The following is a 25,980-nucleotide window of genomic DNA, read 5'->3' on the forward strand; positions in this document are numbered from 1 at the left end:
CCAAGCGCACCGATTCGATCTACCAGCCGGGCAAGCGCGCCCACACCTGGATCAAGTACAAGAACTGGCGCACGCAAGAAGTCGTGATCGGCGGTTGGCGACGCGGCCAAGGACGTCGCTCCGGCGGATTCGGCTCGCTGTTGATGGGAATCCCCGACGGCGACGGCCTTCGCTACGTCGGTCGCGTCGGCACCGGTTTCGACGATCGCGCGCTCGATTCACTGGCCGCAGCGCTGGCTCCGCTGGAAACGTCGGAGAGTCCTTTCTCCACGACGCTTCCGACGGCCGACAGGCGCGGTGCCGTTTGGGTGGAACCGGTTCTCGTCGGAGAAGTGCGGTACTACGAGGCGACAGAATCCGGCCATCTTCGCCACCCGAGCTGGCGCGGATTGCGACCGGACAAGTCGCCGACGGACGTCGTTCCCGAGTAGCCGACGCCAACTGCCCAGCAGCGGATTTGGCCGAGTCACAGAAACCGGCAGAAAGACCGTTCTTCGGTTGCCATAGAATCGCTGGGTGCGTACCGTTGCGCTCATCGTCGCCCGGGGGGCGTAACGAGTCACAGATCAATAGCTATATCGAGTTGCGGGCCAGCTCTACGGGGGCTTGCCGAATCGTCGAGACGCGCGCCGTTTCGATTCAGGCATGGAGGGGTTTACCAGATGCGGGTTCTCAAATTGGCAGGCGCTGTCAGCATAACGGCGGTTGCCGTTCTCTGTTCGACGCTTGTCGGCCCAGGTCAGGCCGCTGCGGCGCCCTTGTTTCCGACGCCGATATCGGACGGTTTCTACGCTCCGCCCGCCGACCTCGCCGCTATGGCACCGGGGGACGTGATCTCCAGCCGGCCGATGCCGCCACCTCCCGGCTTCTTCGACGTCGACGTGTGGCAGCTGAAGTTCCGCTCCACGAATTCGGCGGGTAATCCCATCGCGGCGATCAACACCGTGCTGGTCCCCCGCAACAAAGCCCCCAACGGGCCGGTGCTGTCTTACCAACACATCATCAACGCACTCGGTCTCGAATGTGCACCGTCACAAGCGCTCTGGTCCAACGATCCTAATCTGGCGATCCGCGAGGCACCCGCGCTGAACGCCGTTCTGCAGCGTGGCTGGACGGTTGTCATCGCCGATCACCTCGGCCCCAACAGTGCCTACGGTGCAGCCAAGCTCGGCGGACAGATCGTGCTCGACAGCATCCGCGCCACCCAGCGTTTCGATCCGCTGCAGCTGCGGCAGAGCCCGGTTGCGTTGGCCGGATACTCCGGTGGCGGCATGGCGACGGCGTGGGCAGCAGCGTTGCAGAACGACTACGCGCCCGAGCTGAACATCGTCGGCAGCGCCGCGGGCGGTGCTCCGATGAACCTCGAGCGCATGGCTCGCGATCTCGGTTTCGCACCCCACCCGGTGTTCGGTCTCGCCTTCGCCGCTGCGCTCGGCCTCGAGCGTGAGTACCCCACTCGCATTCCGATCAGCTCCCAGTTGAACCCGTTGGGCAAGCAGATCGAAAGCGAGATCCAGAACGGATGCACCAACGACATCATCGCCGCCGGAGCCGGTAAGAGCGCGATGGAGGTCGCGGGCACGTTGGACCTGATGAACAGCCCGGAGATGATCGCGGCCGTCAACGAGAACAGCGTCGAGATGTACCCCGGTGTGCCGAAAGCTCCGTACTTCGAGTGGCACAGTCCCACCGATGCGCTCATCCCGGTCAGCTCGATCGACAACACGATTGCCCGGTACTGCCGGGCCGGGGTCAACGTCACCGAGGTCCAGGTACCCAGCAACGATCACCTGACCGCCGCCGTACTCGGCCTGCCGCAGGCTCTGGAATGGATCGATCAGCGGTTCGCCGGAGTGCCCGCCGTTTCCAACTGCTGACCGTATTGTCCGACCCGGTGCGTGCTGGATGAGCGCATGGGTCGGTTAGGCTAACCTCGCAAACACACGCGCGAGGAGTCCCCATGAAGAAGACCGTCCACGTAGTCGCCGCCGGTGCCGCAGTCATGGCACTGGCGGTCGGCTGTTCGTCGAGCGACGAACCCACTGCCTCAGGTAACTCCGAGAACGGTGCCAACTTTCCCGTCACCATCGAGCACCACTTCGGTGAGACGGTCATCGACGCCGCACCCTCCCGCGTCGTGACCATCGGATTCAACGAGCAGGACTTCGCGCTGGCGCTCGGAGTCAAGCCCGTCGCCACCCGTGGAAATCTCAGTTACGACTACCGCCAACGCCCGTGGGCCCAGGAAGCATTGGGCGGCACCGAGATCCCCGAGGTCGGCAGCACCGACCTGAACCTCGAGCAGATTGCAGCGCAGTCACCCGATCTGATCCTCGGACCGTACTCGTTCATCGATCAAGGCCAGTACGACCAACTTTCGGCGATGGCGCCGACGATCGCAGACATCGGTGGATACGACGACGTCCCCGCGGCCACGTGGCAGCAGGAATTCGCCGTGGTCGGCGAGGCACTGGGCAAGAAGCAGGAATCCGACGAGCGAACTGCCGAGCTCGAGCAGAAGTTCGAGACCACCCAGACCGACAACCCTCAGTTCGCCGGCAAGGCACTGACACTCGCGTTCGTCATGGACGACGGCAGCTACTTCGTTCTCGGTAAGGACGACATCCGAGCGCTGTTCTTCACCGACCTCGGCTTCGAGATCCCCGACGCCAGCGAAACGGTCAGCCCCGAAAACCTCAGCCGACTCGACACCGACGTCCTCGTCATCGCCGGACAGAGCCGCGAACAACTGCAGGCAAACCCGCTGATCGCCGCACTCGACGTCGTGAAGCAGGACCGCACCGTCTACATCGGCTCGTTCAGCACCGACCTACCGTCGGCTCTCGGCTACTCGAGCCCACTGTCCCTCGACTACGCAATCGACGGATTCACCCCGATGCTGGCCGCCGCAACCGACAACGACCCGGCCACCGTGGTCCCAGATCCGATGTCATAGGTCACTCCGCAGGCTGCGCTCCCGGCCTTCATAGCTCACTCCGCAGGCTGCGCTCCCGGCCTTCATAGCTCACTCCGCAGGCTGCGCTCCCGGCCTTCCTAGGTCACTCCGCAGGCTGCGCTCCCGGCTTTCCTAGGTCACTCCGCTGGCACGGTGTGCGCGAACTGTGTTCGATGCAGCTCCTCGTAGCGGCCGCCCGCTGCGAGGAGCTCGTCGTGTGTTCCGCGCTCGATGACCTGTCCGTTCTCGATCACCAGGATGGCGTCCGCTGCTCGGATGGTCGAGAGCCGGTGCGCGATCACCACCGACGTCTTGCCCTCGAGCGCCTCGGCCAGCGCTGCCTGCACGGCGGCCTCGGACGTCGAATCCAGTGAGGCCGTGGCCTCGTCGAGTATCACCACCCGTGGCTGCGCGATCAGCAGCCGTGCGATCGTCAGGCGTTGACGCTCCCCGCCGGACAGGCGGTAGCCGCGCTCGCCGACGATTGTCTCGAGCCCGTCGGGCAAGGAACGCACGAGATCGGCGAGCCTGGCCCGCGACAGTGCGTCCCACAGTTCGTCCTCGGTGGCGTCGGGCCGTGGCAGCAGCAGATTCGAGCGAATGCTTTCGTGGAACAGATGACCGTCCTGAGTCACCATTCCCACTGTGTTGCGGACGGATTCGGCGGTCAGGTCTCGCACGTCGACATCGCCGAGCCGCACTGCGCCGCTGTCGACGTCGTACAACCGAGCGATCAGTTGCGCGATCGTGGACTTGCCCGCACCGGAGGTACCCACCAGGGCGACCATCTGACCGGGTTCGGCCCGGAACGACACACCGTGCAGAACCTCTTCGCCGCCACGGGAATCCAGAGTTGCTACCTCCTCCAGGGACGCGAGCGACACTTTGTCGGCCGACGGGTATGCGAACCTGACGTCGTCGAGTTCGACGGCCACCGGCCCCGGGGGCAGCACCGTCGCGTCCGGCTTGTCGGCGATCAGAGGAACGAGATCGAGCACCTCGAACACTCGCTCGAAACTGACCAGCGCGCTCATGACCTCGACACGGGCACTCGCCAGTGCGGTCAGCGGCGCGTAGAGCCTGGCCAGCAGAAGGGACAGTGCGACAACCGAACCCGGGTCCAGTCGACCACTGAGTGCGTAGAAGCCGCCGAGTCCGTAGACCACGGCGAGGGCCAGAGCCGACACCAGGGTGAGCGCCGTGACGAACACGGTCTGCACCATCGCGCTCCGAACTCCGATGTCGCGGACTCGGGCGGCTCGAACCGCGAACTCGACGGATTCCTGGTCGGGGTGCCCGAACAGTTTGACCAGTGTCGCTCCCGGCGCCGAGAAACGCTCGGTCATCTGGGTGCTCATCGCCGAATTGTGTGCTGCCGCTTCACGTTGCAGACGTGCGAGCCGTCGACCCATGCGACGGGCCGGCAGCACGAACACCGGCAACAGGATCAGCGCGAGCAGAGTGATCTGCCAGGAGATTCCGATCATCACCACGAGCGTCAGAGCCAGCGTCACCACGTTGCTGACGACTCCGGACAACGTGGTGCTGAATGCGCGTTGGGCACCGATGACATCGTTGTTGAGGCGACTGACCAGAGCGCCGGTTCGGGTGCGGGTGAAGAAGGCGATCGGCATCCGCTGTACATGGTCGAACACTGCGGTGCGCAGATCCAGAATCAGACTCTCACCGATGTTGGACGAGAGCCACCGGTTGATCAGACCGAAGCCTGCGTCCACGATGGCGATCACCGCGATGGCCAGAGCCAGCAGCACCACCACACGTAGCTCTCGCCCGTCGACGATCGCGTTGACCACCCGCCCGGCCAATACCGGAGTTGCCACCGCAAGCACCGCCAGCGCGACGCTGAGCACCAGGAAGCCGCCGAGGGCGCGTCGATGCGGTGCTGCGAACGACAGGATCCGGCGCGCAGTCTCCTTGGAGAACGAAGACTGCGCGCCGGAGCTGTTCATCGTGCGATACATCTGGTTCCACGCGGTCATCTCCATGCTCATGACACCAACGTAGAACCTCGACCGAACTCGAGGTCAAGCAGAGCCCGAGAACGGTCGCCGTCACCTCACGCGGCCGCGGCAGCTTCCGCCGGTTCCAGCGCGAGCGCCAGGATGTCGGCCACGTCGGTCATCGGCCGAACGTCCAACGCCTCCAGGACCTCCGCAGGGACGTCGTCCAGATCGGGTTCGTTGCGTGCCGGAATGAACACCGTCTTCAGCCCAGCGCGCTGAGCCGCCAACAGCTTCTGCTTGACTCCACCGATCGGCAGCACACGTCCGTTGAGCGTCACCTCTCCGGTCATTCCCACGTCCGACCGCACCGGACGCCCGGTGGCCATCGACACCAGGGCCGTCACCATCGTCACGCCCGCCGAAGGACCGTCCTTGGGCACTGCCCCGGCCGGAACGTGCACATGGATACTGCGATCCAGTGATTCGGCAGTGACGCCGAATCGAGCTGCGTGCGCTCGCACGTAGGACAGCGCGATCTGCGCCGACTCCTTCATCACGTCGCCGAGCTGGCCGGTGAGCGTGAGGCCCGCGTCGCCCTCGGTGGAGGCCGCCTCGATGAACAGCACGTCGCCGCCGAGCCCGGTTACCGCCAGACCCGTTGCGACACCCGGTACTTCGGTTCGCTCGTGCGCCTCGGGGGTGAAGCGCGGACGACCGAGGTAGGTCACCAGATCCGGCTCGTCGATCTCGAGCGCGTCCGTGGTGCCCGCAAGTTTCGTCGCCACCTTACGTAGAGCCTTGGCCAGCAAGCGTTCGAGTTGCCGCACCCCGGGCTCTCGGGTGTAGTCGGCAGCGATCTTGCGCAGTGCGGCGTCGGTGACGGTCACCTCGTCGGATGTGACTGCCGCCCTCTCCATCTGACGCGGAAGCAGGTAGTTCCGAGCGATGACGACCTTGTCGTCCTCGGTGTATCCATCGATGGTCACCAGCTCCATGCGATCGAGCAGTGGGCCGGGAATCTGATCGATCACGTTGGCGGTGGCAAGGAACACGACGTCGGACAGGTCGAGATCCAGATCGAGGTAATGGTCGCGGAACGTGTGGTTCTGCGCCGGGTCCAGTACCTCGAGCAGTGCGGCGCTGGGATCACCGCGGTAGTCCGAACCTACCTTGTCGATCTCGTCCAGCAGCACAACGGGATTCATCGATCCCGCCTCGCCGATCGCCCGCACGATGCGGCCCGGCAATGCGCCGACGTAGGTGCGACGGTGGCCGCGGATCTCGGCCTCGTCGCGAACCCCACCGAGGGCAACACGGACGAAGGTACGACCGAGAGCGCGGGCCACCGATTCGCCCAACGAGGTCTTACCGACACCGGGAGGTCCGGCGAGCACCATGACTGCACCGGAGCCGCGTCCGCCGACGGACTGCATACCCCGCTCGGAGCGCCGTGCGCGAACGGCCAGATATTCGACGATGCGGTCCTTCACGTCGTCGAGGCCGTGGTGGTCGGCATCGAGAACGGCTCGCGCCGAATCGATGTCGGTGTTGTCGGTCGTGGTGTTGTTCCACGGCAGGTCCAGCACGGTGTCGAGCCAGGTGCGAATCCACCCCGACTCGGGGCTCTGATCACTGGCCCGCTCCAACTTGCCCACTTCACGGAGCGCTTGTTCGCGCACCTTCTCTGGCAGGTCCGCAGCCTCCACGCGGCCGCGGTAGTCGTCCGCACCGTCGGGTTCGTCCTCGCCCAGTTCTTTTCGGATAGCGGCGAGCTGCTGACGCAGGAGGAACTCCTTCTGTGTCTTCTCCATGCCCTCTCGGACGTCACCGGAAATCTTGTCGTTGACCTCGACCTCGGCCAAGTGAGCCTTGGTCCACTCGATCAGCGATGTCAGACGCGTTGCCACGTCAGGTGTTTCGAGCAGATCCCGCTTCTGGACGTCAGTCAGGTACGACGCGTAGCCCGCGGTATCGGCGATCGCGCCGGGGTCGGTGAGCTTGTTGACCGAGTCGATCACCTGCCACGCGTCGCGGCGTTGCAGCATCGCCACGACGAGTTGCTTGTATTCGGCTGCAAGCGCTTTGAGGTCGTCGTTCGGGGTTGTATCGGCGACGGGCTCGGCCTCGACCCACAGGGCCGCCCCGGGGCCACTGACCCCGTGGCCGATGTGCGCACGACGAGTTGCCTTGATGACGGCGGCCGGGCGACCGTCGGCCAACCGTCCCATCTGCACGATGGTGGCGAGAACGCCATAAGCGGCGTACCGATCTTCGAGTCGGGGAGCGACGAGCAGCGTGCCGTCGTTGCTTGCCTTCGCTGCGTCGACGGCGGCGCGTGCGGCCTCGTCGAGTTCGACGGGCACCACCATTCCGGGCAGGACGATCGGGTCGGTCAGGAACAGTACGGGGACACGAACGGTTTCGGTCACTTCTCCTCCAAAGGGTTGAGCTATAGGGGCTCAACTTCGAAAGGAGTAGTGATGTTCCCCGAGCGGTCGATGTTCTCCGTGGGCAGAACACCGACCGTCCACGGCGTCCTACTTCAGGGCGCTGACCAGCTTCTCCGCGAGAGGACGCGTCGATGCGGGGTTCTGGCCCGTGTAGAGGTTGCGGTCGACGACCACATGTGGCGACCAGGCGTCGGCGTTCTCGAACTTGGCGCCGTTCTCGCGCAGCCGGGTCTCGAGGAGCCATGGGGCCTTGTCTGCGAGCCCGGCCTGGGTCTCTTCCTCGTCGGTGAAGCCGGTGAGCTCGTACCCGTCGAAAGCCCAGGAGCCGTCGGTACGGACGGCAGGCAGCAGGGCCGCCGGTGCGTGGCACACCGCCGAGACCACCTTGTTCGCATCGAGGAAGTCGACCACGAGGGCACCGAAGCTCGTCGAGACGGCGAGGTCCTCCATGGGCCCGTGGCCACCGGGGACGAACACGACGTCGAAGTCGGAGGCCTTCTGGTCTTCCAGCTTCGCGGGCGAGGACAGGATCGACTCGATCGAGGCCAGGTAGCTCTTCTGGTCCGCCACCTTCTGCTCGTCGCCACCGTTCGCGTCGACGGCCAGGCTGCCCTCGTCGACGACCGGAGCCTTGCCACCCGGCGTCGCCACCGTGATGTCCCACCCGGCCTCGACGAATGTGCGATGGGACTCGACGAGCTCCTCGGCCCAGTACCCGGTGGGGTGCTTGCTTCCGTCGTTCAGGGTCCAATGGTCGGCAGCGGTTACCGCGAACAGCAAAGTAGTCATGGTCGAACAGCCTCTTTTCTCTATCGGGATCCGTTGGGGTATGCCACGAAACGCCTCGGTCGAAACGCACCGCCGAAACGCACCGCCGAAACGCGCCGCCGAAACCGGCGGTGTGGCACTCGTCTCGTCACGTACGCGAAGCGATCACGACCACCGCGTCGAATTCGTCCGATGCGCTCACCCGCGCGTGGAATCCGCAGTCGCGCACTGCCCGCAGAGTCGAATCAGCCAGTGCAGCACTGCTTTCGATCAGCAAGTGACCGCCGGGGGACAACCATGCAGGTGCCCCCTCGGCCACGAGACGGTGGAATCGGGCACCGTCTTCGCCGCCGTCGAGCGCGATCCGCGGCTCGTGCAATCGCGCTTCTCGCGGCATCAGTTCGATGTGGGCCGTCGGGACGTACGGCGCGTTGACCACTATCGCATCGAAGGATCCGAGCAACTCCGGCGGCAAGGCGTCGTACAGATCGCCGCGGTGCACCGTACCCCCGACGGCAGCCAGGTTGCGCGTGGCGCATTCCACGGCCGCCGCGTCGAGATCGGCGGCATGTAATTCGGTGACGCCACCGACCGACAGTCCTACCGCACCTGATCCGCAGCACATGTCCAATAATCGCGACGGCTGCAGTGCTGCAGCGCAATTCACCAGGAATTCAGTTCTCCGACGGGGTACGAATACCCCCGGTTCGACGGCGACGCGTCGACCACAGAACCACACCCAGCCGACGATGTGTTCGAGCGGTTCCCCGGCGATACGGCGAGCGAGCAGGGCGGCGAGATCGTCGCTGTCCGATGCGGATTCGACCAGAATGTCGGCTTCTTCTTCCGCGAACACGCAGCCGGCCCCGCGCAGACCGGACACGACCTCGTCGTACTCGGGTCTCACCATGGATGGAGCCTCCTCCAAGTGCCTGCGCCCAACTGCCCCGCGCTGAAATACTGTAGCCCGGCATGTGTCACAGGGAGTCGAATGAACTGGGAACCCGAGGTCCGACAGATGTGTCTGGCGTTGCCCGAGACCTACGAGGAGCAGGCGTGGGTCGGTACCCGATGGCGGGTACGTGGCCGCACCTTCGCCCACGTCCTCGACATTGTCGACGGCACTCCTCCGGCATTCGCAACAGCAGCGGGGACCGACGGACCGGCTCACGTCCTCGTATTCCGTTCCCGAGGAATAGAACTCGACGCATTGTCGAGGCAGGACGGCTTCTTCGCCCCCGGCTGGGGACCCGAGATCATCGGCATGCTGCTCGACGAGTCGGTGGATCGAACGGAACTCGGCGAGCTGATCACGGAGAGCTACTGCACCCGGGCCCCGAAGAAGCTCGTCGCACTCCTCCGACGTCCGGAGTGACGATTCTCGTTTGACGCTGCGGCTGCCCGAAGGACAGAGTGAACACATGAGCCCACCCGAGAATCTGCTCGCCGATTGCGGCAGCTGCTTCGGACTCTGTTGCGTTGCTCTGCCCTTCGCCAAGTCGTCGGATTTCGCCGTCGACAAAGCCGCCGGGGAACCGTGCCGCAACCTTCAGAAGGACTCGCGCTGCGGCATCCACTCGTCGCTTCGGGAGAAGGGCTTTCCCGGATGCACGGTGTACGACTGTTTCGGTGCTGGGCAGAAAGTGTCGCAATCGACGTTCGCGGGACGGGACTGGCGAGAAACGCCGTCGAACTCGTCGGAGATGTTCGCGGTGTTCCCGATCATGCGGGATCTGCACGAGTTGCTCTGGTACCTGGCAGATGCACGTGGCCGGACATCGACCGCATCCCTGCACAGCCGGCTTACCCACGAGTACGAGGAGCTGGACGCTCTCACGTCGGAGACTCCCGAGGTCCTGTTGTCGGTCGACGTCTTCGCAGTGCGCTCGCGGGTCAACGAGGCGCTGCTCGATGCAAGCGATCTGGTGCGCGCAGAGGTGTCGGGCAAGAAGAAGAACTACCGCGGACGCGACATGATCGGGGCCAAGCTGGCCGGTGCGGACCTCCGCGGTGCGAGCTTGCGGGGCACGTACCTGATCGGGGCGAATCTGCGCGGTGCCGACTTGCGCTGGGCCGACCTGATCGGGGCCGATTTTCGCGGTGCCGATCTCCGCGGTGCGAATCTGCGCGAGACGATCTTCGCGACGCAATTCCAGATCAATGCGGCGCTCGGTGACAGATCGACACAGCTACCCGAGGCGTTGACCCGTCCCGGACATTGGACGTGACCGTTCAGCTCAGTGACCTGCCGGTGCGCTCGAGCGCTTCCTGAACGATCCTCACTGCCTTCGGTCCGACTCCGTGCAGTGACGCGAGCTCAGCAGCGGGCACCCCGGCCAGGTCGTCGAGACAGGTATATCCCGCAGCTCGCAATGCCCGCATCGCGGGGTTTCCGATCCCTGTCGGAAAAAGGGGTTCTGCTGTACTCACCGGCGCATTCTAAAACAGACCGGTAGCCTGTTGCCGTGCCCGAAACCAAGCAGAAACGCGTTGTCATCACCGGAGCGAATACCGGTATCGGCTACTACACAGCTTTGGAGCTGGCCAAGCGCGGCGATCACGTGACGCTCGCCTGCCGCAACCAGGACAAGGCCGACGCCGCAGCGGCGAAGATCCGCGCGGAGGCCCCGAACGGAACTGTCGACACGGCCACCCTCGACCTGGCCGATCTCGGTTCGGTCCGCAAGTACGCCGAGTCGGCTCCCGAATCGATCGACATTCTGATCAACAATGCGGGCGTCATGATGCCGGCGAAGCGAACCGAAACGAAGGATGGGTTCGAGCTCCAGATCGGCACCAACCATCTCGGCCACTTCGCGCTGACCGGGTTGCTGTTCCCCAAGCTCGCCGCCGACGCGAAGATCACGAGCGTCGCCTCGGTCGCGCACCGTCAGCGCCCCAAGCTCGACTTCGACGACCTCCAGCTCGAGCGTGGCTACAACGCGCAACGCGGATACGCGAACTCCAAGCTCGCGAACATCCTGTTCGCGCTGGAACTGCAGCGTCGGATCGACAAGGCCGGATCCAAGGTCACCAGCAATGCTGCACACCCCGGCATCTCGTCGACCGAGCTCTACTCGAGCCCGGATGGTCTGGGCAGCAACAAGATCCTGGCGACCCTGGCACCCATCGGACTGAAGTTCATCTCTCAATCTGCCCGCGCCGGAGCGCTTCCCACACTCTATGCAGTCGACGTCGCAGGCGGCGGCACCTACAGCGGTCCCACATCTCTGTTCGAGTCCCGCGGCAAGCCGGGCCCGGCGAGCATGACCAAGATGGCTCAGGATCCCGCACTCGCGGCCCAGCTGTGGGACGCCAGCGAGAAGCTCACCGGAGTCGGCTACCCGTTCTGAGACGGAATCCCGGCGAGATAGATCGATATCGGAAGTCGTAGTTCCGCAACATCTTTCGCGGTTCCACGGCCGAATATCGCGTCGGCCATCAGTCCTTCGCACAGCGAGACCAAGCCGTCTCCGTGCGCTGGCTCGTCGAACAGTTCTCTGGCCCGTTCGAGTGAGAAGAACGAACGGGCCAAGTCGGCCCTGATGTCGGCCGGGACCGCAGGATCGAGCATCAGCGCGTAGCGGGCCCGGAGTTCGACCATGCGATGGGTGATCGCAGCGTCGAGATAGCGTGCGATCACCGTCGCAACATCGGTTTCGGTTCCGACGATCTCCAGAAACGATGCCCGCGAGAGCTCGATCAGGCGGGTAGCCACAGCGGCGAGCAGATCAGGCTTGGTGCGGAAGTAGTAGGACGTCGAGCCTGCCGGAAAGTCCAGCGCCGAATCGATCGACCGGTGCGTCAACACGCGCAAGCCGTCTCGGGCGATGACGCCGAGCGCAGCGTCGGCGATGGCGGTGCGGCGGTCCACAGCAGTGACCCTACACACGCACTCTACAAATGTAGAGTCGCGGGGCGTACGGTTCGTGGCATGAGGCCGACCGCATCGCGACACGTCTTCGACGCTGCCTTCACGCTCGACGACGCCCAGGCCGCAGCGGCAGACACGCTGTCGACACCCGGCGACAGAGGTGTCTACCTGTGGGGACCGGTCGGGCGTGGCAAGACCTGGCTGCTGGACAGCTACTTCGCCGCGGCCGACACTTCTGCGAAGAAGCGCGTGCACTTCCACAGCTTCTTCCGCGATCTCCACGCGGCGTACTTTCGCCACGGGTTTTCCATCGACGCAGCCATCGACGATGTCCTGTCGACAGGATCGGCTCCGGCGGCACTGCTGTGCTTCGACGAATTTCACGTCCACGACATCGGAGACGCCCGCCTCATCACGCGCATGCTCGACGCACTCTTCGCTCGTGGCGTCGTCCTGGTCGTCACCTCGAACTACGCGCCCGACGATTTGCTGCCGAATCCGCTGTTCCACCCGACGTTCGCCCCGACCATCGAGAAGCTGAAGCAGTGCCTCGACGTGGTCCGTGTCGACGGCCCCGTCGATTACCGCGCCGCCGGTGCCAGTGGATCGCGCTTCGCCTCGGGGACATGGACCGTGGAGCCCGTCTCGGGTGGTCGGACGTTTGCCGAGCTGTGTTGTGCTGCCCGTTCCACGGGTGACTACCTTCAGATGGCCCAGACCGCTACGCAGCTGACGATCACCGACATTCCGGCTCTCGCGAGCGTGGACGAGTTCGCGGCTCAGCGCTTCGCGAATCTGGTCGATGTTCTGTACGACCTCGATGTGCGTACCGAATTCCACAGCGTGGTGCCGCTGACCGAATTCGCCGTCGGATGCACCGGACTCGATACCGACAGATTGATCAGTCGACTGAGCGAACTGGGCTCCCGGTCACGCGAGTGCGCGGCGGACAGAGTCAGGATCCCCGGCTCGCAGTAGCTCTTCACCGCGAGCGAGGAGAACGACCTCGTTACCGTCGAGCGCGAGCCCACGGCACGCCAGGCCGGCTCCTTCCCACAGCAGAACGAGCTCGAGAATCAGCCGCGCGAGAGTGGCGTCGGGATTGCGGCCGATGCTCCACGACCAGTTACTGACTCGGATTCCGGCGTCTCGGGCGAGCGCCTCAACCAGCCGAGATCCGGTCACCCACGGATACATGTCGTCCAGGACCGGCGTGAAGGCGGAGGTGAGCAGTGCCGCAGCAAGATCACGACGGTCTCGCCCCAGCAGCGCTCGAAGTTCGGCGGACAGTTCGGTCTTGGATGCCGGCATCTCCGAATCCTAGACGCGCGCTCGATTCGAACTGCGGCACGTCGGTGCATCCAACGAACTCGAATACGGGCCTACGGTCGCGCAGCACGCAGTTTGGTCATCACAGCTTCGTGCTCCTGGGGAGCAAGGGGGTAGGGGACTCTGTCACCGGTGTCGTTGAAACCCATGCGACAAACCCACGCAACACAAAGGGAGACACCCACTACTGACGGCGGTCGGGGGCGACAGCAGTAGCGGGTGTCTCATTGTCCATTCGGGGCCCGTCGCCGGGTGGATGGGTAGCGGATGGGAAATTCTTTCGAAGTTTTTTCACCGACCGAGGCATAGCCTGTGACCATGCCTTTCACAGCAGCGAACCACTACGACTTCAGCGGTGACGACCTCACCGGAACCGTCGACGCCCATCGCTCCGCCGGAGTGTGGGCGGCGCAGCTCGTCCTCAGTGGAGAGACGCTGGAATCCACCGACGTCACCCGATCCGATATGGGATTCGAGGTGCGGACCGTCGTCGAGACCCTCTCGGACGGTAACCGGACCCACCTGCTCGTCGTTCTGCCCCGCGTCAACATCGATACGGACGACGGCCAGGACGTCACGTTCACCTCGTACGCAGTGCTGTACACCGTGCACGGCGGAACCACCGAGCAGCACGGCCCGACCGAGTCGTACGACGTGCGGTTGCTCACCGGAACCGCGTCTCTCGTGCAGTGACCGCCGCGGAAATAACCCGGACCGCACCCCGGTTGTACGGCATAGTCAATGCAAACGCATGAACTTGTCGTTCGGGTAGGAGCACGCCATGCAGTTCGGAATCTTCACCGTCGGAGATGTCACCACCGACCCCACCACCGGGACTACGCCCTCCGAGCACGAGCGCATTCGATCGATGGTCACCATCGCCAAGCATGCCGAGGACGTTGGTCTGGATGTTTTCGCGACCGGCGAGCATCACAATCCGCCGTTCGTACCCTCGTCACCGACGACCATGCTCGGCTACATCGCGGCCACCACCGAGAAGTTGATCCTGTCGACGTCGACGACGCTGATCACGACGAACGACCCGGTCAAGATCGCCGAGGACTACGCGATGCTCCAGCATCTGTCCGAGGGACGCGTCGACCTCATCATGGGTCGCGGCAACACCGGCCCGGTCTACCCGTGGTTCGGACAGGACATCCGTCAGGGCATCCCATTGGCTCTGGAGAACTACCAGCTGCTGCGACGCCTGTGGACCGAGGACGTCGTCACGTGGGAGGGAAACTTCCGGACGCCACTCGACCGGTTCACGTCCACTCCTCGTCCGCTCGACGACATCGCGCCGTTCGTCTGGCACGGGTCGATCCGCAGCCCGGAGATCGCAGAAATCGCCGCCTACCACGGTGACGGCTTCTTCGCGAACAACATCTTCTGGCCGAAAGAGCACTACATCCAGCTCATCGATCTCTACCGGGAGCGCTACGAGCACTACGGCCACGGCCGCGCCGACCAGGCCATCGTCGGTCTCGGCGGTCAGGTGTTCATGCGCAAGAACAGCCAGGACGCGGTGAACGAATTCCGACCGTACTTCGACAACGCACCCGTCTACGGCCACGGCCCCACGATGGAGGAGTTCACCGAGCAGACCCCGCTGACCGTCGGATCTCCGCAGCAGGTCATCGAGAAGACGCTCGCATTCGCAGACTACTTCGGCGATTACCAGCGTCAGCTGTTCCTGATGGACCACGCCGGCCTGCCGCTGAAGACAGTGCTCGAACAACTCGACATCCTGGGCGAGGACGTCGTACCGGTATTGCGCAAGGAATTCGCTGCCCGACGCCCGGCCGGCGTTCCGGAGAATCCTCCGACTCACGCCTCGATGCTGGCAGAAAAGGCCGCGGGCGCTGCGAAGGAACCAGCAGTTGCCGTCTGACACGGAGGTGGCGGTGAACGCCTGGGAGTCGCTGTTTCGCTCCCAGGTTTCCCTGATGCGCCGGTTCGCCGCCGACGACATCTGGGATCCGATCGGCATGCGCGAATACGACGTGCTGTTCACCCTGAGCACCAGCCCGGACCGCAGACTCCGACTGCGTCGGCTCAACGACGAGATCCTGCTCAGCCAACCGTCGCTGAGCCGGATGTGCGACCGGCTCGAAGCGATGGGTTACGTTGTCCGAGAGCAGGATCCGTCGGACAAACGCGGGACCGTGATCTGCCTGACGGACGCGGGATCAGACCTGCAGGCCTCGATCGGACGCAAACACGCCGCCCGCATCAGGCGCTACGTCGGCGATGCATTGAACACCGACGAGCTCAGGACACTCGACAGTCTGTGCACCAAGCTCAGACTCGCCCAGACCGACATCCGGGAGCACTGATGATCCAGGTCCTCACCCCACGCGAGGTTCCACTCGGCGGCCCTCGTGCCATGAAGGTGCGCCGCACCCTGCCGCACAAGGACCGATCCCTCATCGGCGCATGGTGTTTCGCAGACCACTACGGGCCCGTGCACTCGCGCATGGACGTCGCACCGCACCCGCACACCGGCCTACAGACCGTCAGCTGGCTGTTCTCCGGTGAGATCGAACATCGCGACAGCGTCGGATCTCATGCGATGGTGCGGCCCGGGGAGCTCAACCTGATGACGGCCGGGCAGGGCATCAGCCACTCCGAGGTGTCGACACCCGACACCGACATCCTGCACGGGATGCAGCTGTGGGTGGCACTGCCCGCCGTATCTCGTTTCGTTGCACCGACTTTCGAGCACTACGTTCCCGAGTCGATCACCCGGCCCGGCCTGACCGCTCGGGTGTTTCTCGGATCGCTTCTGGGCGAGACCTCGCCGGTGTCGACGTACACGCCACTGCTCGGAGCGGAGATCGTGCTCGACGCCGGGGCGCGGGTCAGCGTCGAGATCGACGAGTCCTACGAACACGGAGTTGTCGTCGACCAGGGATCGGTGACGCTGAACGAGACCGATCTGGGCGCAGCCGAACTCGGCTACCTCGAACCCGGGCACCGGTCGATGCAGCTCCACAATCCCGCCCGCGAACCGGTTCGATTCCTCCTGTTGGGCGGTCCGCCGTTCGGTGAACAGATAGTCATGTGGTGGAACTTCGTCGGCCGCAGCCACGAGGACGTGGTGGAGTATCGGGCCGCGTACGAGGCCGAGAACGGTCAGTTCGGCACCGTGGAGGGCTACCCCGGGCCCAGGTTGCACGCACCGGAACTACCCAACGCGCGGATGAGACCCCGCGGCTGATCCGGAACATGCGCGCGGCTCGGCCGTCAGAACAGGGTGGCGATCTCCGGTTCGGACGGGCGCGGCGCAGCGGGAACGGATTCCTTCTGTGCAACGGGTCCGCTGCGAGCCTCGGTCGGTGCAGGCACCGCGTTCGCTCCGGCGGCCGCGATGGCACGGGCGGCTTCGCCCGCCAGCGCGTCGGCTGCTTCGTTGAAGTGATTGCCGACGTGGCCGCGAACCCACCGGAATCGCACCGGCCCTTCGCGTTCGGTGATGGCTCGCTCGATGCTCTGCACCAGATCGAGGTTGCGCACGGGGGTGCCGCCCGCAGTCTTCCACCCCTTGCGCTTCCAGCCTGCCAGCCACTCCGACGCGCACTTGATGGCGTACTGAGAGTCCGATTCGATCAGCAACGGCTCCGGGCCGGGGTGGGCCAACACTGCCTCGAGCAAGGCGCGGAGCTCGGCTACCTGGTTGGTGCCCGAGGGCTCGCCGCCGGAGTTGCTCGGACCCGTGTGATTGACCCACGCCCACCCGATTGCTCCGCCGGGGTTACGCAGACAAGAGCCGTCCGTACTCACGATGATCACGGACAGGACCCTACTTCGGGCCACCGACAAACCCCGGCTGACTCGCCCCGGCAGCCGGGAGAGACTTCTCCCAAGCTGGGCATCGCTGACACTGTGCTGCGAAACATCGAACCTCAATTCCCGCGGGCGATCCATTCTTCGAGGTGCGGGGACTCGTCCCCGATACTCGTTCCGTCTCCGTGCCCGGTGTTGACCCGGGTCTCGGCGGGCAACGCGAACAATCGATCCCGGATCGAGCCGATGATCGTCGGGAAATCCGAATACGACCGACCCGTCGCCCCTGGCCCACCGGAGAACAACGTGTCCCCCGAGAACAACTGACCCGCCTCGGGCAGATACAGACAACTCGACCCCGGCGAATGACCGGGAGTGTGCAACGCCACGATCTCCGTCCCCGCGACGGTGATCCGCTGACCGTCCTCGAGCACCGAATGCCCGATGCCCGGATGCGTCTGCTCCCACAACACATCATCGGCCGGATGCAACAGAATCGGCGCATCCAACTCCCCCGACAACTGCGGCGCAACCGTCACTCGTCGTTGATGCCGCCCTCGCGGTAATGCAGATCGGTATGACACACCCCGCACGCGGCGATGGTGACCACGACATCGTTCGGGCCGGGATCGGGAATGGTGATCGTCTCGATCGAGACGGGCTCACCCTTCGCCTTGGCGACGACGGCATGAACGGTTTGTGACACAAGCACTCCTGAGGTCAGGTGATGTACGGAGGACGATTCACTCGCCGAGCCAGAGCCTGCGGCGGCACACCTCGAGCAACGCTGACATCGTGTCGCGGTCGAGGGTCGATTCTGTGTCGGGTTCGCGAAGCACTGCGGCGAGCCTGGTGAAGTATTCGGTCGGGCTGATTCCGAACCCGACCAGAATGTCCTCGGCCGGCCCGCCGCCGTAGGGCATCCACCGGGTCGCGAAGTCCGATCATGCGCTTCGTTTCCGGGCAGCCGAGAGTCGACGCGAGGGTTTCGGTGGTCGTCCTCAACGGTGTTCCCTTCGTCGATGAATCCGATGTCCAGGTTGTCGTCCTACCGCGAGAAAAGAACCACGCACAACGGCTAGTAATCACTGGCCGAACGGACATCACACGACGCCGCTCCGAGTACTAGGATGCGCACGTGAGCAGCTCTGCCCCGTCGACCCCCGCCAGGTCCGAACCGACCGACTCGCTCGCCGCGCTTCGGGAGGTCCTGACCGGTCCGCTGGTCGAGATAGCTGCTCGTTTTTCGTGGTGGTCGTCGCAGCGGTATCCGCACTCGGCGATGATCATTTTCACCAGGGAATGCACCGGCCGTCCGAGAAAAGTCGGTGGCGACGAGTCGATGACGAGCCGCGTGACGATCAAGGAGCTCGACGACCTCAAGCAGTCGGTGCAGCAGAGTGGGCGCCGAGCTCTGGACGGCCCGGGGCGCCTGGCCGGTGCACAGCGACGTCTCGCGACGCAACTCGACGACACGACCGACACCCTGCTGGTCCTGGTGCCCAAATCGGCTGCGCCGCAGTTCGATCCGGACTCCGACGTCGGCGTTGCCTTCGGAATCGTAGCCACCTCCATACGCCATCAGGTGGTCCAGGCGAGTCCTGCGTATCTCGCCGAATCCCTGGCGGCCTCGAGCGAGCGTGCTCGGGTGATCTCGGAGATGGTCGACGCCCACGTCGATACCCTCACGTCCGTGCTGTCCACGCTGCGCTCGAAGGACCTCGATGACGCGCGAGCACGCGCAACCGCCAGCGATACCGCGTCGGCGGCACTGATCGAGCTTCGCTCCATCGAAGAAGCCAACCGTGAGCTGGGGCAGGAAGCAGTGACCACCGCCTTCGCCAGGCTGCAAGGGGAGCTCGCCACGGTGTTGGACCAGTCCTCGATCGACGTCGAATATGTCGCTCCCCCAGTCGACGGAAGACCGGTCCCCGGCGAGATCGCACGCGCGGCGCGAGCCGTGGTTCGGACCGTCGTACTCGCCTACGTGGCTCAGCCGGATGTTCGACGGGTACGTATCGCGTGGGATTGCGACGGAACCAACCTGCTGCTCGAAGTCCGCAACGACGGCCTGCACGTCTGCGACACAGAGACTCTGACCCAACAGCTCTCCGGACGCGTGCACACCCTCCGGGGATCGATCTCGTTCGAATCCACCGCTGGGTGGGGATCACGTGTGAGCATCGCGATTCCTCTCGACCCGCCTCCCGCACGAGCCGACGAACAACTTCTCGCCGGCCTCAACCGTCGCGAGAGAGAAGTTCTCGGCTACCTCGCATACGGCAAGCGCAACAAGGACATTGCCGTGAGCCTCAACATCGGCGAGAGCACGGTGAAATTCCACGTCGCAAGCATTCTGAAGAAACTCGAGGTCAAGACCCGCGGTGAAGCGGGTGCCGTGGGCATGAAGGCCGGAATCCGAGCATCGTGACGCGTTCGACCACTCGGGTGAACGACGACCCGTCTCGGCGTGGTCCGACCCAGCGTCGGCGCATCGGCATTCTGCTCTTCGACCAGGTCAAGATGCTCGACTTCGTCGGCCCGGCCGAGGTCTTCCTCGAAGCGAACCAGCGAGTCGACGGCTACGACATCGTCTTCCTCTCGATCGACGGCGGTGACGTGGTGACCTCGATGGGAATGACGGTGTCGGTGAACGCCGCCGTCGCCGACAGCGGCGACTTCGACACCCTCATCGTTCCCGGTAGCGAATCGGCTCCGGCCGTCTTCGAGGACCCGGCGTTGCTCGACGCGGTGGCGCTGCTCGCGCCCCGAGCGCGACGGGTGGCGTCGATCTGCAGTGGGGCGTTCGCGCTGGCGGGATCCGGTCTGCTCGACGGCCGGAGTGCGACCACTCACTGGAAGTTCACGTCGGCTCTGGCGGAACGCTTTCCCGACACGCGTGTCCAACCGGATTCGATCTTCGTTCGCGACGGCGACATCTACACCTCGGCCGGGGTCGCTGCCGGAATCGATCTGGCGTTGGCGTTGGTCGAAAGTGATCACGGTGCCCCGATAGCCAGAACGGTCGCGCAACTACTGCTGGTGTACATGCAGCGCTCCGGCGGCCAGTCGCAGTATTCGGTGTCGCTGAAAGGTCCGCCGCCGCGGACCCAGGTCTCTCGCGCTATCACCGACTACATCCATGCCGACCCGACACGACCCGCGAACCTGAGCGCTCTCGCGGCACACGCCAATGTCAGTGTGCGGCATCTCAATCGCATCGTGCGCGAGGAACTGGGCACGACGCCTCTCGATTACGTGACCGCGATGCGTCTCGATATCGCGGTAGCCGCACTCGAGTCCGGCTACTCGGTGGCCCGGGCCGCTGCCGACGCAGGATTCGGCACGCCCGCTGCTTTTCGGCGTGCGTTCGTCACCAAGTTCGGTGTTACACCGTCGGATTACCAGAGAAAGTTCCGCACGACCGATCCAGCCCAGTGATACTCGGCCCCAACGCTTTCGTTCACCTCGGGAGGATCGAACACCGCCGGCCGAAGGTGTCCCTGGCAGGGTTACCGGACCGGCAGCCGCCTGGATCTATGGTCGAACCATGCACAACGTGGAGGCGCTCGAGTCCTGGGCGTATTCGCCTGCAGTACTGCTGGATCGGCATCTGACCGTCGAATCGTCCACGATGCTCGCTCGCGCGGTGTCGCCGAGCTTCGCCGAGGGGGTCAATCTGGCCGTGTTCACATTCGTCGACGCCGGTTCGCTCTGCAGCGATCGAGACGATCCCGCCGACGACCCGCCTACTGGGTGGGAATCGTCGGCGGATCAGGTGGTCGCCATGCTTCGTGAGTCGTTGGATCGGCACGAGCCAGACGACTCCTTTCGCCGCATCGTCGGCGAACTATCCACCCGTAGTTCGGCATTCGCGCAGATGTGGGCCGGTGAGACCAGCGCGAGAAGAACCGGAACCGTGACGATCGAACATGCCGTCGTCGGTCCGTTGATGCTCGACTACCTGTTGATGCCTGCCGCCGAGGACCACGTACTGATGGTGCTGCGGCCCCGAACAGCACAGTCGAGGGCAGCTCTACGTCAACTGGCCGACGCGGTCCGATCGTCCGAATCGGACCGAGGCACAACGAACTGAGTGTCGCGGCCGGGGACTCCGGCAACCAGATGCCGGATCGCCGATGCCGACCGACTACCGGGATCGGCGAAGTAGGTGGTGATGAATTGCCCACCCTCGCCGACGATCTCCAATGTCTGCGAACGGAATTCGACCAGACCGAACGGCTCCACCGGGACGACGGAGATGCTCGACGACAACGGCCGTACGTCGTGCTTGGCCCACATCCTGCGAAAAGCGCGGCTCTCCACCGACAATCTGCCCACCAACTCCGTCAGTCGCGGGTGACCCGGTGCCGCGTGGAATCGCAGCGCCGACACCATTCGCTGCGCCGTGACGGCCCAGTCCTCCGGCGAGGCGGCACTGTGCTCGTGCGCGAACACATCGAGCATCAGGTTGGTACCCACTTTCAGGCCCGGCGTCATCAGCGCAGCCGGACCGTTGAGCGCAAGCAGATCGTGATGGCGGTCGGTGATGTACGCCGGCGTGTGGACCCACTGCTCCAACACCCGGGCCGACGCCTCGGTCACTCGCGGCGGAAGCGCCTCGACCACGGCCGGGCCGGACTGCGCGCGCGCCACCCGGTGGAAGTACGCCCGCTCGTCCTCGTCCAAACGCAGAGCCCGACTCAGCGCAGCCAGAACCTGCTCGGAGGGTTGATGATTGCGCCCCTGCTCGAGCCTCAGGTAGTAGTCGGCGCTGATATCGGCGAGCCGGGCGATCTCTTCTCGTCGCAGGCCGCGCACTCGGCGGTTGCCGTCGCGCACCAGACCCACCTGCTCGGGTTGCAGCGATTCCCGGCGCACCCGAAGGAAGTCCGCAAGCAACGAGCGTTCGGCCATCGTCAGGACCTCCTGTCGACAACCATCATCTCCTACCCGCCGTCCCGAATCGAGTACGAATCCGGCCCTCTGTCGACCGTTTCAGGACACGACAGCCCGAGACTTGCGCAGATCGATGGTCAACAGCACGAACGCCACCGCCGCGAGCACCGCAATCACGACGGCGAACACCACTCCTGCCGTCACCAGGCCCCATCCGGTCGCCACGGCTCCGGCCCCGATCACCGGTACCGAGATGGCGATGTACAACACGACGAAGAAGGTCGAGGTGACCTCTGCCCGACGGTGCGGAGGTAGCTCGGCACCGATCGTGGACATGCCGTTGGCGAATGTCATGCCCTGACCGACGCCGCAGAGCAGCGCCGCTACCACCAGAACGGCCAACGAGGTCAGCAGCAGCGACGCGGCCAGGAACACCAGACCGAGCAGCAGCAGCGCGCATCCCCACCGCTGCGCCGACGCGGGATCGGCTGCGCGCAAAGCAATCTGGGCTGTCGCCGACGCAGCGAAGACCATGAACACCACCACCCCGGTGACGGCGTGATTGTCGACTCCCAACACACTGCCGATGAATCCCGGCGAGACGGCAGTGAACAGGCCAAGTACGGCGAACCCCGCGAATCCTCCGATCGAGGCGCGCACGAAGGTGCCGCGCACCTCCGGTGGAACGGACAGCCGCTGCATGTGCGGGCGTGCTCCGCCGTCCACCCGCACCGTCTCCGGTGCGAGGAACACCGCCACTGCTGCCGCCGCGAGCAGAACCATGTCGACGACGAACGTCAGACGCAACGGTTGCGGTAGGTACTCCGCGAGCACTCCGGCCACCAACGGTCCGAGGCCGAGGCCGCCGATGTTCGCTGCGGTAGCGATCGCCGATGCACGGTCACGCCATCGTTCGGGTACCAACTCGATCAACGTCACCGTCGCGGTACCGACGAAGATGCCGGCCGAGATTCCCGACAACACGCGGCCGATCACCAGGGCCGTCAGCGAGCCGGCGGTGACGAACACCACGGCGCTGATCAATCCGAATGCTATGGCCGCCAACAGCATCGGGCGTCGTCCCAACGAGTCGGACCAGCGGCCGAACGCCAACAGAGCTGCGAGTACACCGACGGCATACGCCGCGAACACGAGGGTGACGACGAAGACGGAGAAGTGGAACTCGACCTCGTAGAGCGCATAGAGCGGCGTCGGCATGGTGGTGCCCATCATCGCCACCACGAACGCGAAGGCAACTCCGACGAATGCCGTCGCACTCGACACCGACATGCGGGGCGACGACTTTTCGTCCGATCGGGTCACGCTGATCTCCTTTTCTGCAAGGGCCGTTCGTCCTGTGCCGTCGACAAGGAGATCGAACCAGAGCCGGCGAGTACGTGCTCACTCACCGTCCGCCGCCCTCGTAACGAAGGAGTGCGTCCCGCAGCGCGGACCGCGTGGTGATCTGCAATTTGGGAAACACTCGGTACAGATGACCGCCGACAGTACGAGCCGAGAGATACAGCTGTTCGCCGATCTCCTTGTTGGTCAAACCGGCAGCAGCAAGCGACGCGATGCGCAGTTCCTGCCCGGTCAACCCCGAGCCCGCATCACCCTCACGCGGGTGCGGGCCGGCTCCTGCAGCCCGTAGTTCGTCCTCGGCTCGGCGCAGCCACGTGCGTGCGCCCAGTTCTGCGAACAGATCTGCGGCGTACCTCAACCGACCGCGGCTTTCGATCACCCGGTGGTGGCGGCGCAGCCACTCGCCGTAGACCAGCGCAACCCGCGGCGCATCGAAACACCATCCAGCGGTGCGTAGTTCATGCAGACTCGCCTCGAAGAGCGCCTCGGCTCCGGCCTCCGCCAGCATCGCTTCGGCTGCAGTCAGCAGCGCACTGTGGCGGGCTCCCCAGAAATCGGGCCGGGTTCGGCGCAGTCGGTCGAGATACGTGCGCGCCTCGTCCGACCGCCGCAGCCGTACACAGGATTCGACGTAGTCCAGTATTTCGAGTGGTCCGTACGGAGTGATCGAACAGCGCTCCGCCGACAGATCGCGGCGGCGCATCCGCTCGTAGGCGACGTCGAAGCGGCCCAGTGCCACCGATTCGGCTGCGGTACAGCTCTTCGCGCCACCAGCGACAGCTGCCACCGTGGATTTCAGCAGGCACTCCTGCGCGTCGAAGAGGCCATCCGGCAGTCCCGAGGAGACGGCCTCGGCGAACGCAGAGAACTGTCCGCGAGCGGCGAGTGCGGCGAGGTGCCGCAGCCGGGTCAGAGACTCGGCGGCCGGAAACCCAGCTGCGACAGGGTCCAGCACGTCCGACAGCCGAGAACTGTCGTTCGGATCCCACAGCAGGGTGGGCAACGCCAGCTGCAGCAGTACCGGTTTCCACGGGTCTCCGGTGCGCAGCGAGGCTCGTACCGCGTCCAGCAGCGCCGGGCTGTCGAATGCCCTCACGTGCACTCTCGAACCCGAGACGTCGAGAGACCGCGCGACGAGCACGTTGACCGGATCGAGATGCTGTTCGTATTTGACCGCCCATTGCAGGGCTTGGGCAACGAGTTCGCTGTCACCGCTCAGTGCGCTGTACGCCAGAACCGAACCGATCAACTGGTCGACGACGTCCGGGGCGACCGCATCCGGCAATCGATCGAGAGCCTGCACGACGACGCCGAACGCAGCACGGGGGTCGCCTCCCCGGGCCACGGCGGCAAAGGCCCGGGCCGGAACGGTCTCGGACAGGGCCGCATCGGGATGTCCCGACCGCATACGGTCCAAGATCGCTACCGCGAGATCGACGAAGCCGGCGAATGCCGCCATGGACGCCGCCCGCACCTCGAGGGCCCGGGCGCGTCCACGATCGGATTCGAGCGCTACTGCACGACAGAGCAACGCCACCGCCCGGCGGTAGCGATGCTGCGACGCCAGGTCGTGCGCCCACTCGTCGAGCGCAGCGACGAGGCGCGCGTCGGGCGCTCGGGCTGCGAGTGCTCGATGCACCAGACGCTCGTCGGGCGTCAGCCGTGTGTCGACAGCCGATTCGAGGTGAACGGCGATGCGCTCCTCGGCGGTCGAACAGGCAAGAATCCACAGTTGCGCAACAGTGTCGCCATGTGGGTGGGCGGCCACGGAGTCGCCACCGTGCTCGCGAGAGACGATGTGTCGCAACGCATCACCGAGAATGTGACGCCTGGACTCCTCGTCGAGCCCGGCGACCTCGAACGCGCCGATGTCGGCGAGAGTATCGGTGAGGTGGGCGCGGTCGAGCATCGCACCGCCGACGGATGGATCCCGGCCCCAGATCGGCGCAGCGCGAGCGAGTTCGGTCGCGACGAGAGGGTTTCCCTGCGACAGCTTTACGATCAATTGTCGTTGCGCCGCTCTCGTTTCCGTGCCGTTCAACAAATCGCGCACCGCGTCGTCGGGCAGGGGTCGCACACGATGGAAGGCGAACTCCCGCCACAACGGCGGCGGGACGGTGTCGACGGTCGTGGCGATACACCGGACATGCGGGCTACGTACCGCCGCCTTCACCGCACGAGCGAGTCGGTCACGCGAGCCCGCGGGCAACAGATGCAGGTCGTCGATCACCAGCAGCGTCGGCGTCGCGTCGTCCGCCACCAGATCACCCAGCAGCCCCCGATCGAGCGCGGCCGCAGGGGAGTACGCGAGGCACGGCAGATCCACCACCCGGAAACCCAGCGCTGTCGCCTCGTCCGCGATGGTGTTGGCAACCGTGGACTTGCCGATGCCTCGCGCACCCGAGATCACCAGGATCCGCCGGTTCTCCGGCGAAGCGGACAAACACGAGCGGCCCTCACGCAGCACTGCGTCGCGATCCGGTGATGTGGGCATTCGTCCAATATATTTTCACCCGTGTCTGCGCAAGGGTGTTGAATATGGCCCTGGCAGGGACACACTGAACCGGCCGACCACGACTGCGACGGAGGTGA

Annotated in this window: 25 protein-coding genes and 3 pseudogenes; 14 read left to right on the top strand and 14 right to left on the bottom strand. The window is 65.0% G+C overall.

The genetic code is table 11. From position 1 onward, the window contains the following. The 3 genes and pseudogenes from J1M81_RS00005 to J1M81_RS00015 all read left to right on the top strand — a co-directional run. A pseudogene (locus J1M81_RS00005) lies at positions 1-431 on the top strand (ATP-dependent DNA ligase); the annotation flags it as partial. Positions 432-662: 231 nt separating this feature from the next. Further along, positions 663-1,877 (top strand): lipase family protein, encoded by a 1,215-nt coding sequence (locus J1M81_RS00010; protein WP_027495232.1) that lies wholly within the window; start codon positions 663-665, stop codon positions 1,875-1,877. Between the two features lie 83 nt (positions 1,878-1,960). Continuing rightward, positions 1,961-2,956: an iron-siderophore ABC transporter substrate-binding protein gene (locus tag J1M81_RS00015; protein WP_032372545.1), complete on the top strand. Its 996-nt coding sequence runs from the start codon at positions 1,961-1,963 to the stop codon at positions 2,954-2,956. 137 nt (positions 2,957-3,093) lie between these two features. On the opposite strand, the gene J1M81_RS00020 is transcribed toward J1M81_RS00015, so the two are convergent. The 4 genes from J1M81_RS00020 to J1M81_RS00035 form a co-directional block, all read right to left on the bottom strand. Further along, positions 3,094-4,968, bottom strand: coding sequence for an ABC transporter ATP-binding protein (locus J1M81_RS00020; protein WP_032372546.1), 1,875 nt, complete (start codon positions 4,966-4,968; stop codon positions 3,094-3,096). 65 nt (positions 4,969-5,033) lie between these two features. Beyond that, complete coding sequence (lon, locus tag J1M81_RS00025; protein WP_032372547.1) at positions 5,034-7,349, bottom strand: endopeptidase La; 2,316 nt, start codon at positions 7,347-7,349, stop codon at positions 5,034-5,036. Positions 7,350-7,457: 108 nt separating this feature from the next. Then, on the bottom strand, positions 7,458-8,159 hold the full coding sequence (locus J1M81_RS00030) for a type 1 glutamine amidotransferase domain-containing protein (RefSeq protein ID WP_027495228.1): 702 nt from the start codon (positions 8,157-8,159) through the stop codon (positions 7,458-7,460). 127 nt (positions 8,160-8,286) lie between these two features. Continuing rightward, positions 8,287-9,048: a putative protein N(5)-glutamine methyltransferase gene (locus tag J1M81_RS00035; RefSeq protein WP_032372548.1), complete on the bottom strand. Its 762-nt coding sequence runs from the start codon at positions 9,046-9,048 to the stop codon at positions 8,287-8,289. Between the two features lie 81 nt (positions 9,049-9,129). Between J1M81_RS00035 and J1M81_RS00040 the strand changes: the two genes are divergently transcribed. Next, positions 9,130-9,513 (top strand): MmcQ/YjbR family DNA-binding protein, encoded by a 384-nt coding sequence (locus J1M81_RS00040; RefSeq protein WP_027495226.1) that lies wholly within the window; start codon positions 9,130-9,132, stop codon positions 9,511-9,513. Positions 9,514-9,559: 46 nt separating this feature from the next. Then, on the top strand, positions 9,560-10,366 hold the full coding sequence (locus J1M81_RS00045) for a pentapeptide repeat-containing protein (RefSeq protein ID WP_032372549.1): 807 nt from the start codon (positions 9,560-9,562) through the stop codon (positions 10,364-10,366). Positions 10,367-10,370: 4 nt separating this feature from the next. On the opposite strand, the gene J1M81_RS00050 is transcribed toward J1M81_RS00045, so the two are convergent. Further along, positions 10,371-10,568 carry a DNA-binding protein gene (locus tag J1M81_RS00050; RefSeq protein ID WP_032372550.1) on the bottom strand — a complete coding sequence of 66 codons (198 nt, stop codon included), beginning with the start codon at positions 10,566-10,568 and terminating at the stop codon, positions 10,371-10,373. Positions 10,569-10,603: 35 nt separating this feature from the next. Here J1M81_RS00050 and J1M81_RS00055 point away from each other — a divergent pair, with 35 nt between their 5' ends. Continuing rightward, positions 10,604-11,491 carry an oxidoreductase gene (locus J1M81_RS00055; RefSeq protein ID WP_206497413.1) on the top strand — a complete coding sequence of 296 codons (888 nt, stop codon included), beginning with the start codon at positions 10,604-10,606 and terminating at the stop codon, positions 11,489-11,491. Here the strand turns inward: J1M81_RS00055 and J1M81_RS00060 are convergent. Further along, complete coding sequence (locus J1M81_RS00060) at positions 11,479-12,012, bottom strand: TetR/AcrR family transcriptional regulator (protein WP_287454214.1); 534 nt, start codon at positions 12,010-12,012, stop codon at positions 11,479-11,481. The two genes, J1M81_RS00055 and J1M81_RS00060, sit on opposite strands and share 13 nt — an antisense overlap. A 60-nt stretch (positions 12,013-12,072) precedes the next feature. Between J1M81_RS00060 and zapE the strand changes: the two genes are divergently transcribed. Further along, a complete protein-coding gene (gene zapE, locus J1M81_RS00065; protein ID WP_206497415.1) occupies positions 12,073-12,990 on the top strand; it encodes a cell division protein ZapE in 918 nt (305 codons plus the stop codon). Here zapE and J1M81_RS00070 read toward each other — a convergent pair. Continuing rightward, on the bottom strand, positions 12,943-13,323 hold the full coding sequence (locus tag J1M81_RS00070) for a hypothetical protein (protein WP_206497416.1): 381 nt from the start codon (positions 13,321-13,323) through the stop codon (positions 12,943-12,945). The genes zapE and J1M81_RS00070 overlap by 48 nt on opposite strands. A gap of 336 nt (positions 13,324-13,659) precedes the next feature. Between J1M81_RS00070 and J1M81_RS00075 the strand changes: the two genes are divergently transcribed. From J1M81_RS00075 to J1M81_RS00090, 4 genes are all read left to right on the top strand, one after another. Beyond that, positions 13,660-14,034 (top strand): hypothetical protein, encoded by a 375-nt coding sequence (locus tag J1M81_RS00075; protein WP_206497417.1) that lies wholly within the window; start codon positions 13,660-13,662, stop codon positions 14,032-14,034. An 88-nt stretch (positions 14,035-14,122) separates the two neighbouring features. Beyond that, the gene (locus J1M81_RS00080; RefSeq protein ID WP_032401016.1) at positions 14,123-15,232 is read left to right on the top strand and encodes an LLM class flavin-dependent oxidoreductase; all 1,110 of its coding nucleotides are present in this window, start codon (positions 14,123-14,125) and stop codon (positions 15,230-15,232) included. Continuing rightward, the gene (locus J1M81_RS00085) at positions 15,222-15,677 is read left to right on the top strand and encodes a MarR family winged helix-turn-helix transcriptional regulator (protein ID WP_032401015.1); all 456 of its coding nucleotides are present in this window, start codon (positions 15,222-15,224) and stop codon (positions 15,675-15,677) included. Before J1M81_RS00080 ends, J1M81_RS00085 begins: the two co-directional genes overlap by 11 nt. Further along, complete coding sequence (locus J1M81_RS00090) at positions 15,677-16,561, top strand: pirin family protein (RefSeq protein WP_206497418.1); 885 nt, start codon at positions 15,677-15,679, stop codon at positions 16,559-16,561. The genes J1M81_RS00085 and J1M81_RS00090 overlap by 1 nt, the downstream gene beginning before the upstream one ends. A gap of 26 nt (positions 16,562-16,587) precedes the next feature. On the opposite strand, the gene J1M81_RS00095 is transcribed toward J1M81_RS00090, so the two are convergent. The 4 genes and pseudogenes from J1M81_RS00095 to J1M81_RS00110 all read right to left on the bottom strand — a co-directional run bounded on the left by J1M81_RS00095 (position 16,588) and on the right by J1M81_RS00110 (position 18,050). Further along, positions 16,588-17,133: a ribonuclease H gene (locus J1M81_RS00095; RefSeq protein ID WP_032367901.1), complete on the bottom strand. Its 546-nt coding sequence runs from the start codon at positions 17,131-17,133 to the stop codon at positions 16,588-16,590. A 113-nt stretch (positions 17,134-17,246) separates the two neighbouring features. Beyond that, positions 17,247-17,678 (bottom strand): annotated as a pseudogene (locus J1M81_RS00100) (MBL fold metallo-hydrolase); the annotation flags it as partial. Beyond that, a pseudogene (locus J1M81_RS26965) lies at positions 17,666-17,833 on the bottom strand (alcohol dehydrogenase catalytic domain-containing protein); the annotation flags it as partial. The pseudogenes J1M81_RS00100 and J1M81_RS26965, both read right to left, overlap by 13 nt. A 37-nt stretch (positions 17,834-17,870) precedes the next feature. Further along, the gene (locus J1M81_RS00110) at positions 17,871-18,050 is read right to left on the bottom strand and encodes a hypothetical protein (protein ID WP_206497419.1); all 180 of its coding nucleotides are present in this window, start codon (positions 18,048-18,050) and stop codon (positions 17,871-17,873) included. 215 nt (positions 18,051-18,265) lie between these two features. On the opposite strand from J1M81_RS00110, the gene J1M81_RS00115 reads away from it, so the two are divergent. From J1M81_RS00115 to J1M81_RS00125, 3 genes are all read left to right on the top strand, one after another. After that, positions 18,266-19,558 (top strand): helix-turn-helix transcriptional regulator, encoded by a 1,293-nt coding sequence (locus J1M81_RS00115; RefSeq protein WP_032401013.1) that lies wholly within the window; start codon positions 18,266-18,268, stop codon positions 19,556-19,558. Continuing rightward, the gene (locus tag J1M81_RS00120) at positions 19,555-20,568 is read left to right on the top strand and encodes a GlxA family transcriptional regulator (protein WP_255182268.1); all 1,014 of its coding nucleotides are present in this window, start codon (positions 19,555-19,557) and stop codon (positions 20,566-20,568) included. Before J1M81_RS00115 ends, J1M81_RS00120 begins: the two co-directional genes overlap by 4 nt. Before the next feature lie 109 nt (positions 20,569-20,677). Continuing rightward, positions 20,678-21,223 (top strand): hypothetical protein, encoded by a 546-nt coding sequence (locus tag J1M81_RS00125; RefSeq protein WP_032401012.1) that lies wholly within the window; start codon positions 20,678-20,680, stop codon positions 21,221-21,223. On the opposite strand, the gene J1M81_RS00130 is transcribed toward J1M81_RS00125, so the two are convergent. From J1M81_RS00130 to J1M81_RS00140, 3 genes are all read right to left on the bottom strand, one after another. Then, positions 21,169-22,044, bottom strand: coding sequence for a helix-turn-helix transcriptional regulator (locus J1M81_RS00130; RefSeq protein WP_045841619.1), 876 nt, complete (start codon positions 22,042-22,044; stop codon positions 21,169-21,171). The genes J1M81_RS00125 and J1M81_RS00130 overlap by 55 nt on opposite strands. An 81-nt stretch (positions 22,045-22,125) precedes the next feature. Continuing rightward, the gene (locus J1M81_RS00135; RefSeq protein WP_206497453.1) at positions 22,126-23,316 is read right to left on the bottom strand and encodes an MFS transporter; all 1,191 of its coding nucleotides are present in this window, start codon (positions 23,314-23,316) and stop codon (positions 22,126-22,128) included. Between the two features lie 115 nt (positions 23,317-23,431). Beyond that, entirely contained in the window at positions 23,432-25,882 is a 2,451-nt protein-coding gene (locus J1M81_RS00140; protein ID WP_080736557.1) for a LuxR C-terminal-related transcriptional regulator, read from the bottom strand. Positions 25,883-25,980: the final 98 nt, after the last annotated feature.

It is taken from the genome of Rhodococcus sp. KRD175, assembly GCF_017168275.1.
Classification (GTDB): domain Bacteria; phylum Actinomycetota; class Actinomycetes; order Mycobacteriales; family Mycobacteriaceae; genus Rhodococcoides; species Rhodococcoides fascians.

Bases quoted from the DNA above. Each gene is read 5' to 3' on its own strand.
- J1M81_RS00010 (WP_027495232.1), top strand. From the start codon at position 663: ATGCGGGTTCTCAAATTGGCAGGCGCTGTCAGCATAACGGCGGTTGCC.
- J1M81_RS00015 (WP_032372545.1), top strand. From the start codon at position 1,961: ATGAAGAAGACCGTCCACGTAGTCGCCGCCGGTGCCGCAGTCATGGCA.
- J1M81_RS00020 (WP_032372546.1), bottom strand. From the start codon at position 4,968: ATGAGCATGGAGATGACCGCGTGGAACCAGATGTATCGCACGATGAAC.
- J1M81_RS00030 (WP_027495228.1), bottom strand. From the start codon at position 8,159: ATGACTACTTTGCTGTTCGCGGTAACCGCTGCCGACCATTGGACCCTG.
- J1M81_RS00035 (WP_032372548.1), bottom strand. From the start codon at position 9,048: ATGGTGAGACCCGAGTACGACGAGGTCGTGTCCGGTCTGCGCGGGGCC.
- J1M81_RS00040 (WP_027495226.1), top strand. From the start codon at position 9,130: ATGAACTGGGAACCCGAGGTCCGACAGATGTGTCTGGCGTTGCCCGAG.
- J1M81_RS00045 (WP_032372549.1), top strand. From the start codon at position 9,560: ATGAGCCCACCCGAGAATCTGCTCGCCGATTGCGGCAGCTGCTTCGGA.
- zapE (WP_206497415.1), top strand. From the start codon at position 12,073: ATGAGGCCGACCGCATCGCGACACGTCTTCGACGCTGCCTTCACGCTC.
- J1M81_RS00070 (WP_206497416.1), bottom strand. From the start codon at position 13,323: ATGCCGGCATCCAAGACCGAACTGTCCGCCGAACTTCGAGCGCTGCTG.
- J1M81_RS00075 (WP_206497417.1), top strand. From the start codon at position 13,660: ATGCCTTTCACAGCAGCGAACCACTACGACTTCAGCGGTGACGACCTC.
- J1M81_RS00080 (WP_032401016.1), top strand. From the start codon at position 14,123: ATGCAGTTCGGAATCTTCACCGTCGGAGATGTCACCACCGACCCCACC.
- J1M81_RS00090 (WP_206497418.1), top strand. From the start codon at position 15,677: ATGATCCAGGTCCTCACCCCACGCGAGGTTCCACTCGGCGGCCCTCGT.
- J1M81_RS00110 (WP_206497419.1), bottom strand. From the start codon at position 18,050: ATGCCCTACGGCGGCGGGCCGGCCGAGGACATTCTGGTCGGGTTCGGA.
- J1M81_RS00125 (WP_032401012.1), top strand. From the start codon at position 20,678: ATGCACAACGTGGAGGCGCTCGAGTCCTGGGCGTATTCGCCTGCAGTA.
- J1M81_RS00130 (WP_045841619.1), bottom strand. From the start codon at position 22,044: ATGGCCGAACGCTCGTTGCTTGCGGACTTCCTTCGGGTGCGCCGGGAA.
- J1M81_RS00135 (WP_206497453.1), bottom strand. From the start codon at position 23,316: ATGTCGGTGTCGAGTGCGACGGCATTCGTCGGAGTTGCCTTCGCGTTC.
- J1M81_RS00140 (WP_080736557.1), bottom strand. From the start codon at position 25,882: ATGCCCACATCACCGGATCGCGACGCAGTGCTGCGTGAGGGCCGCTCG.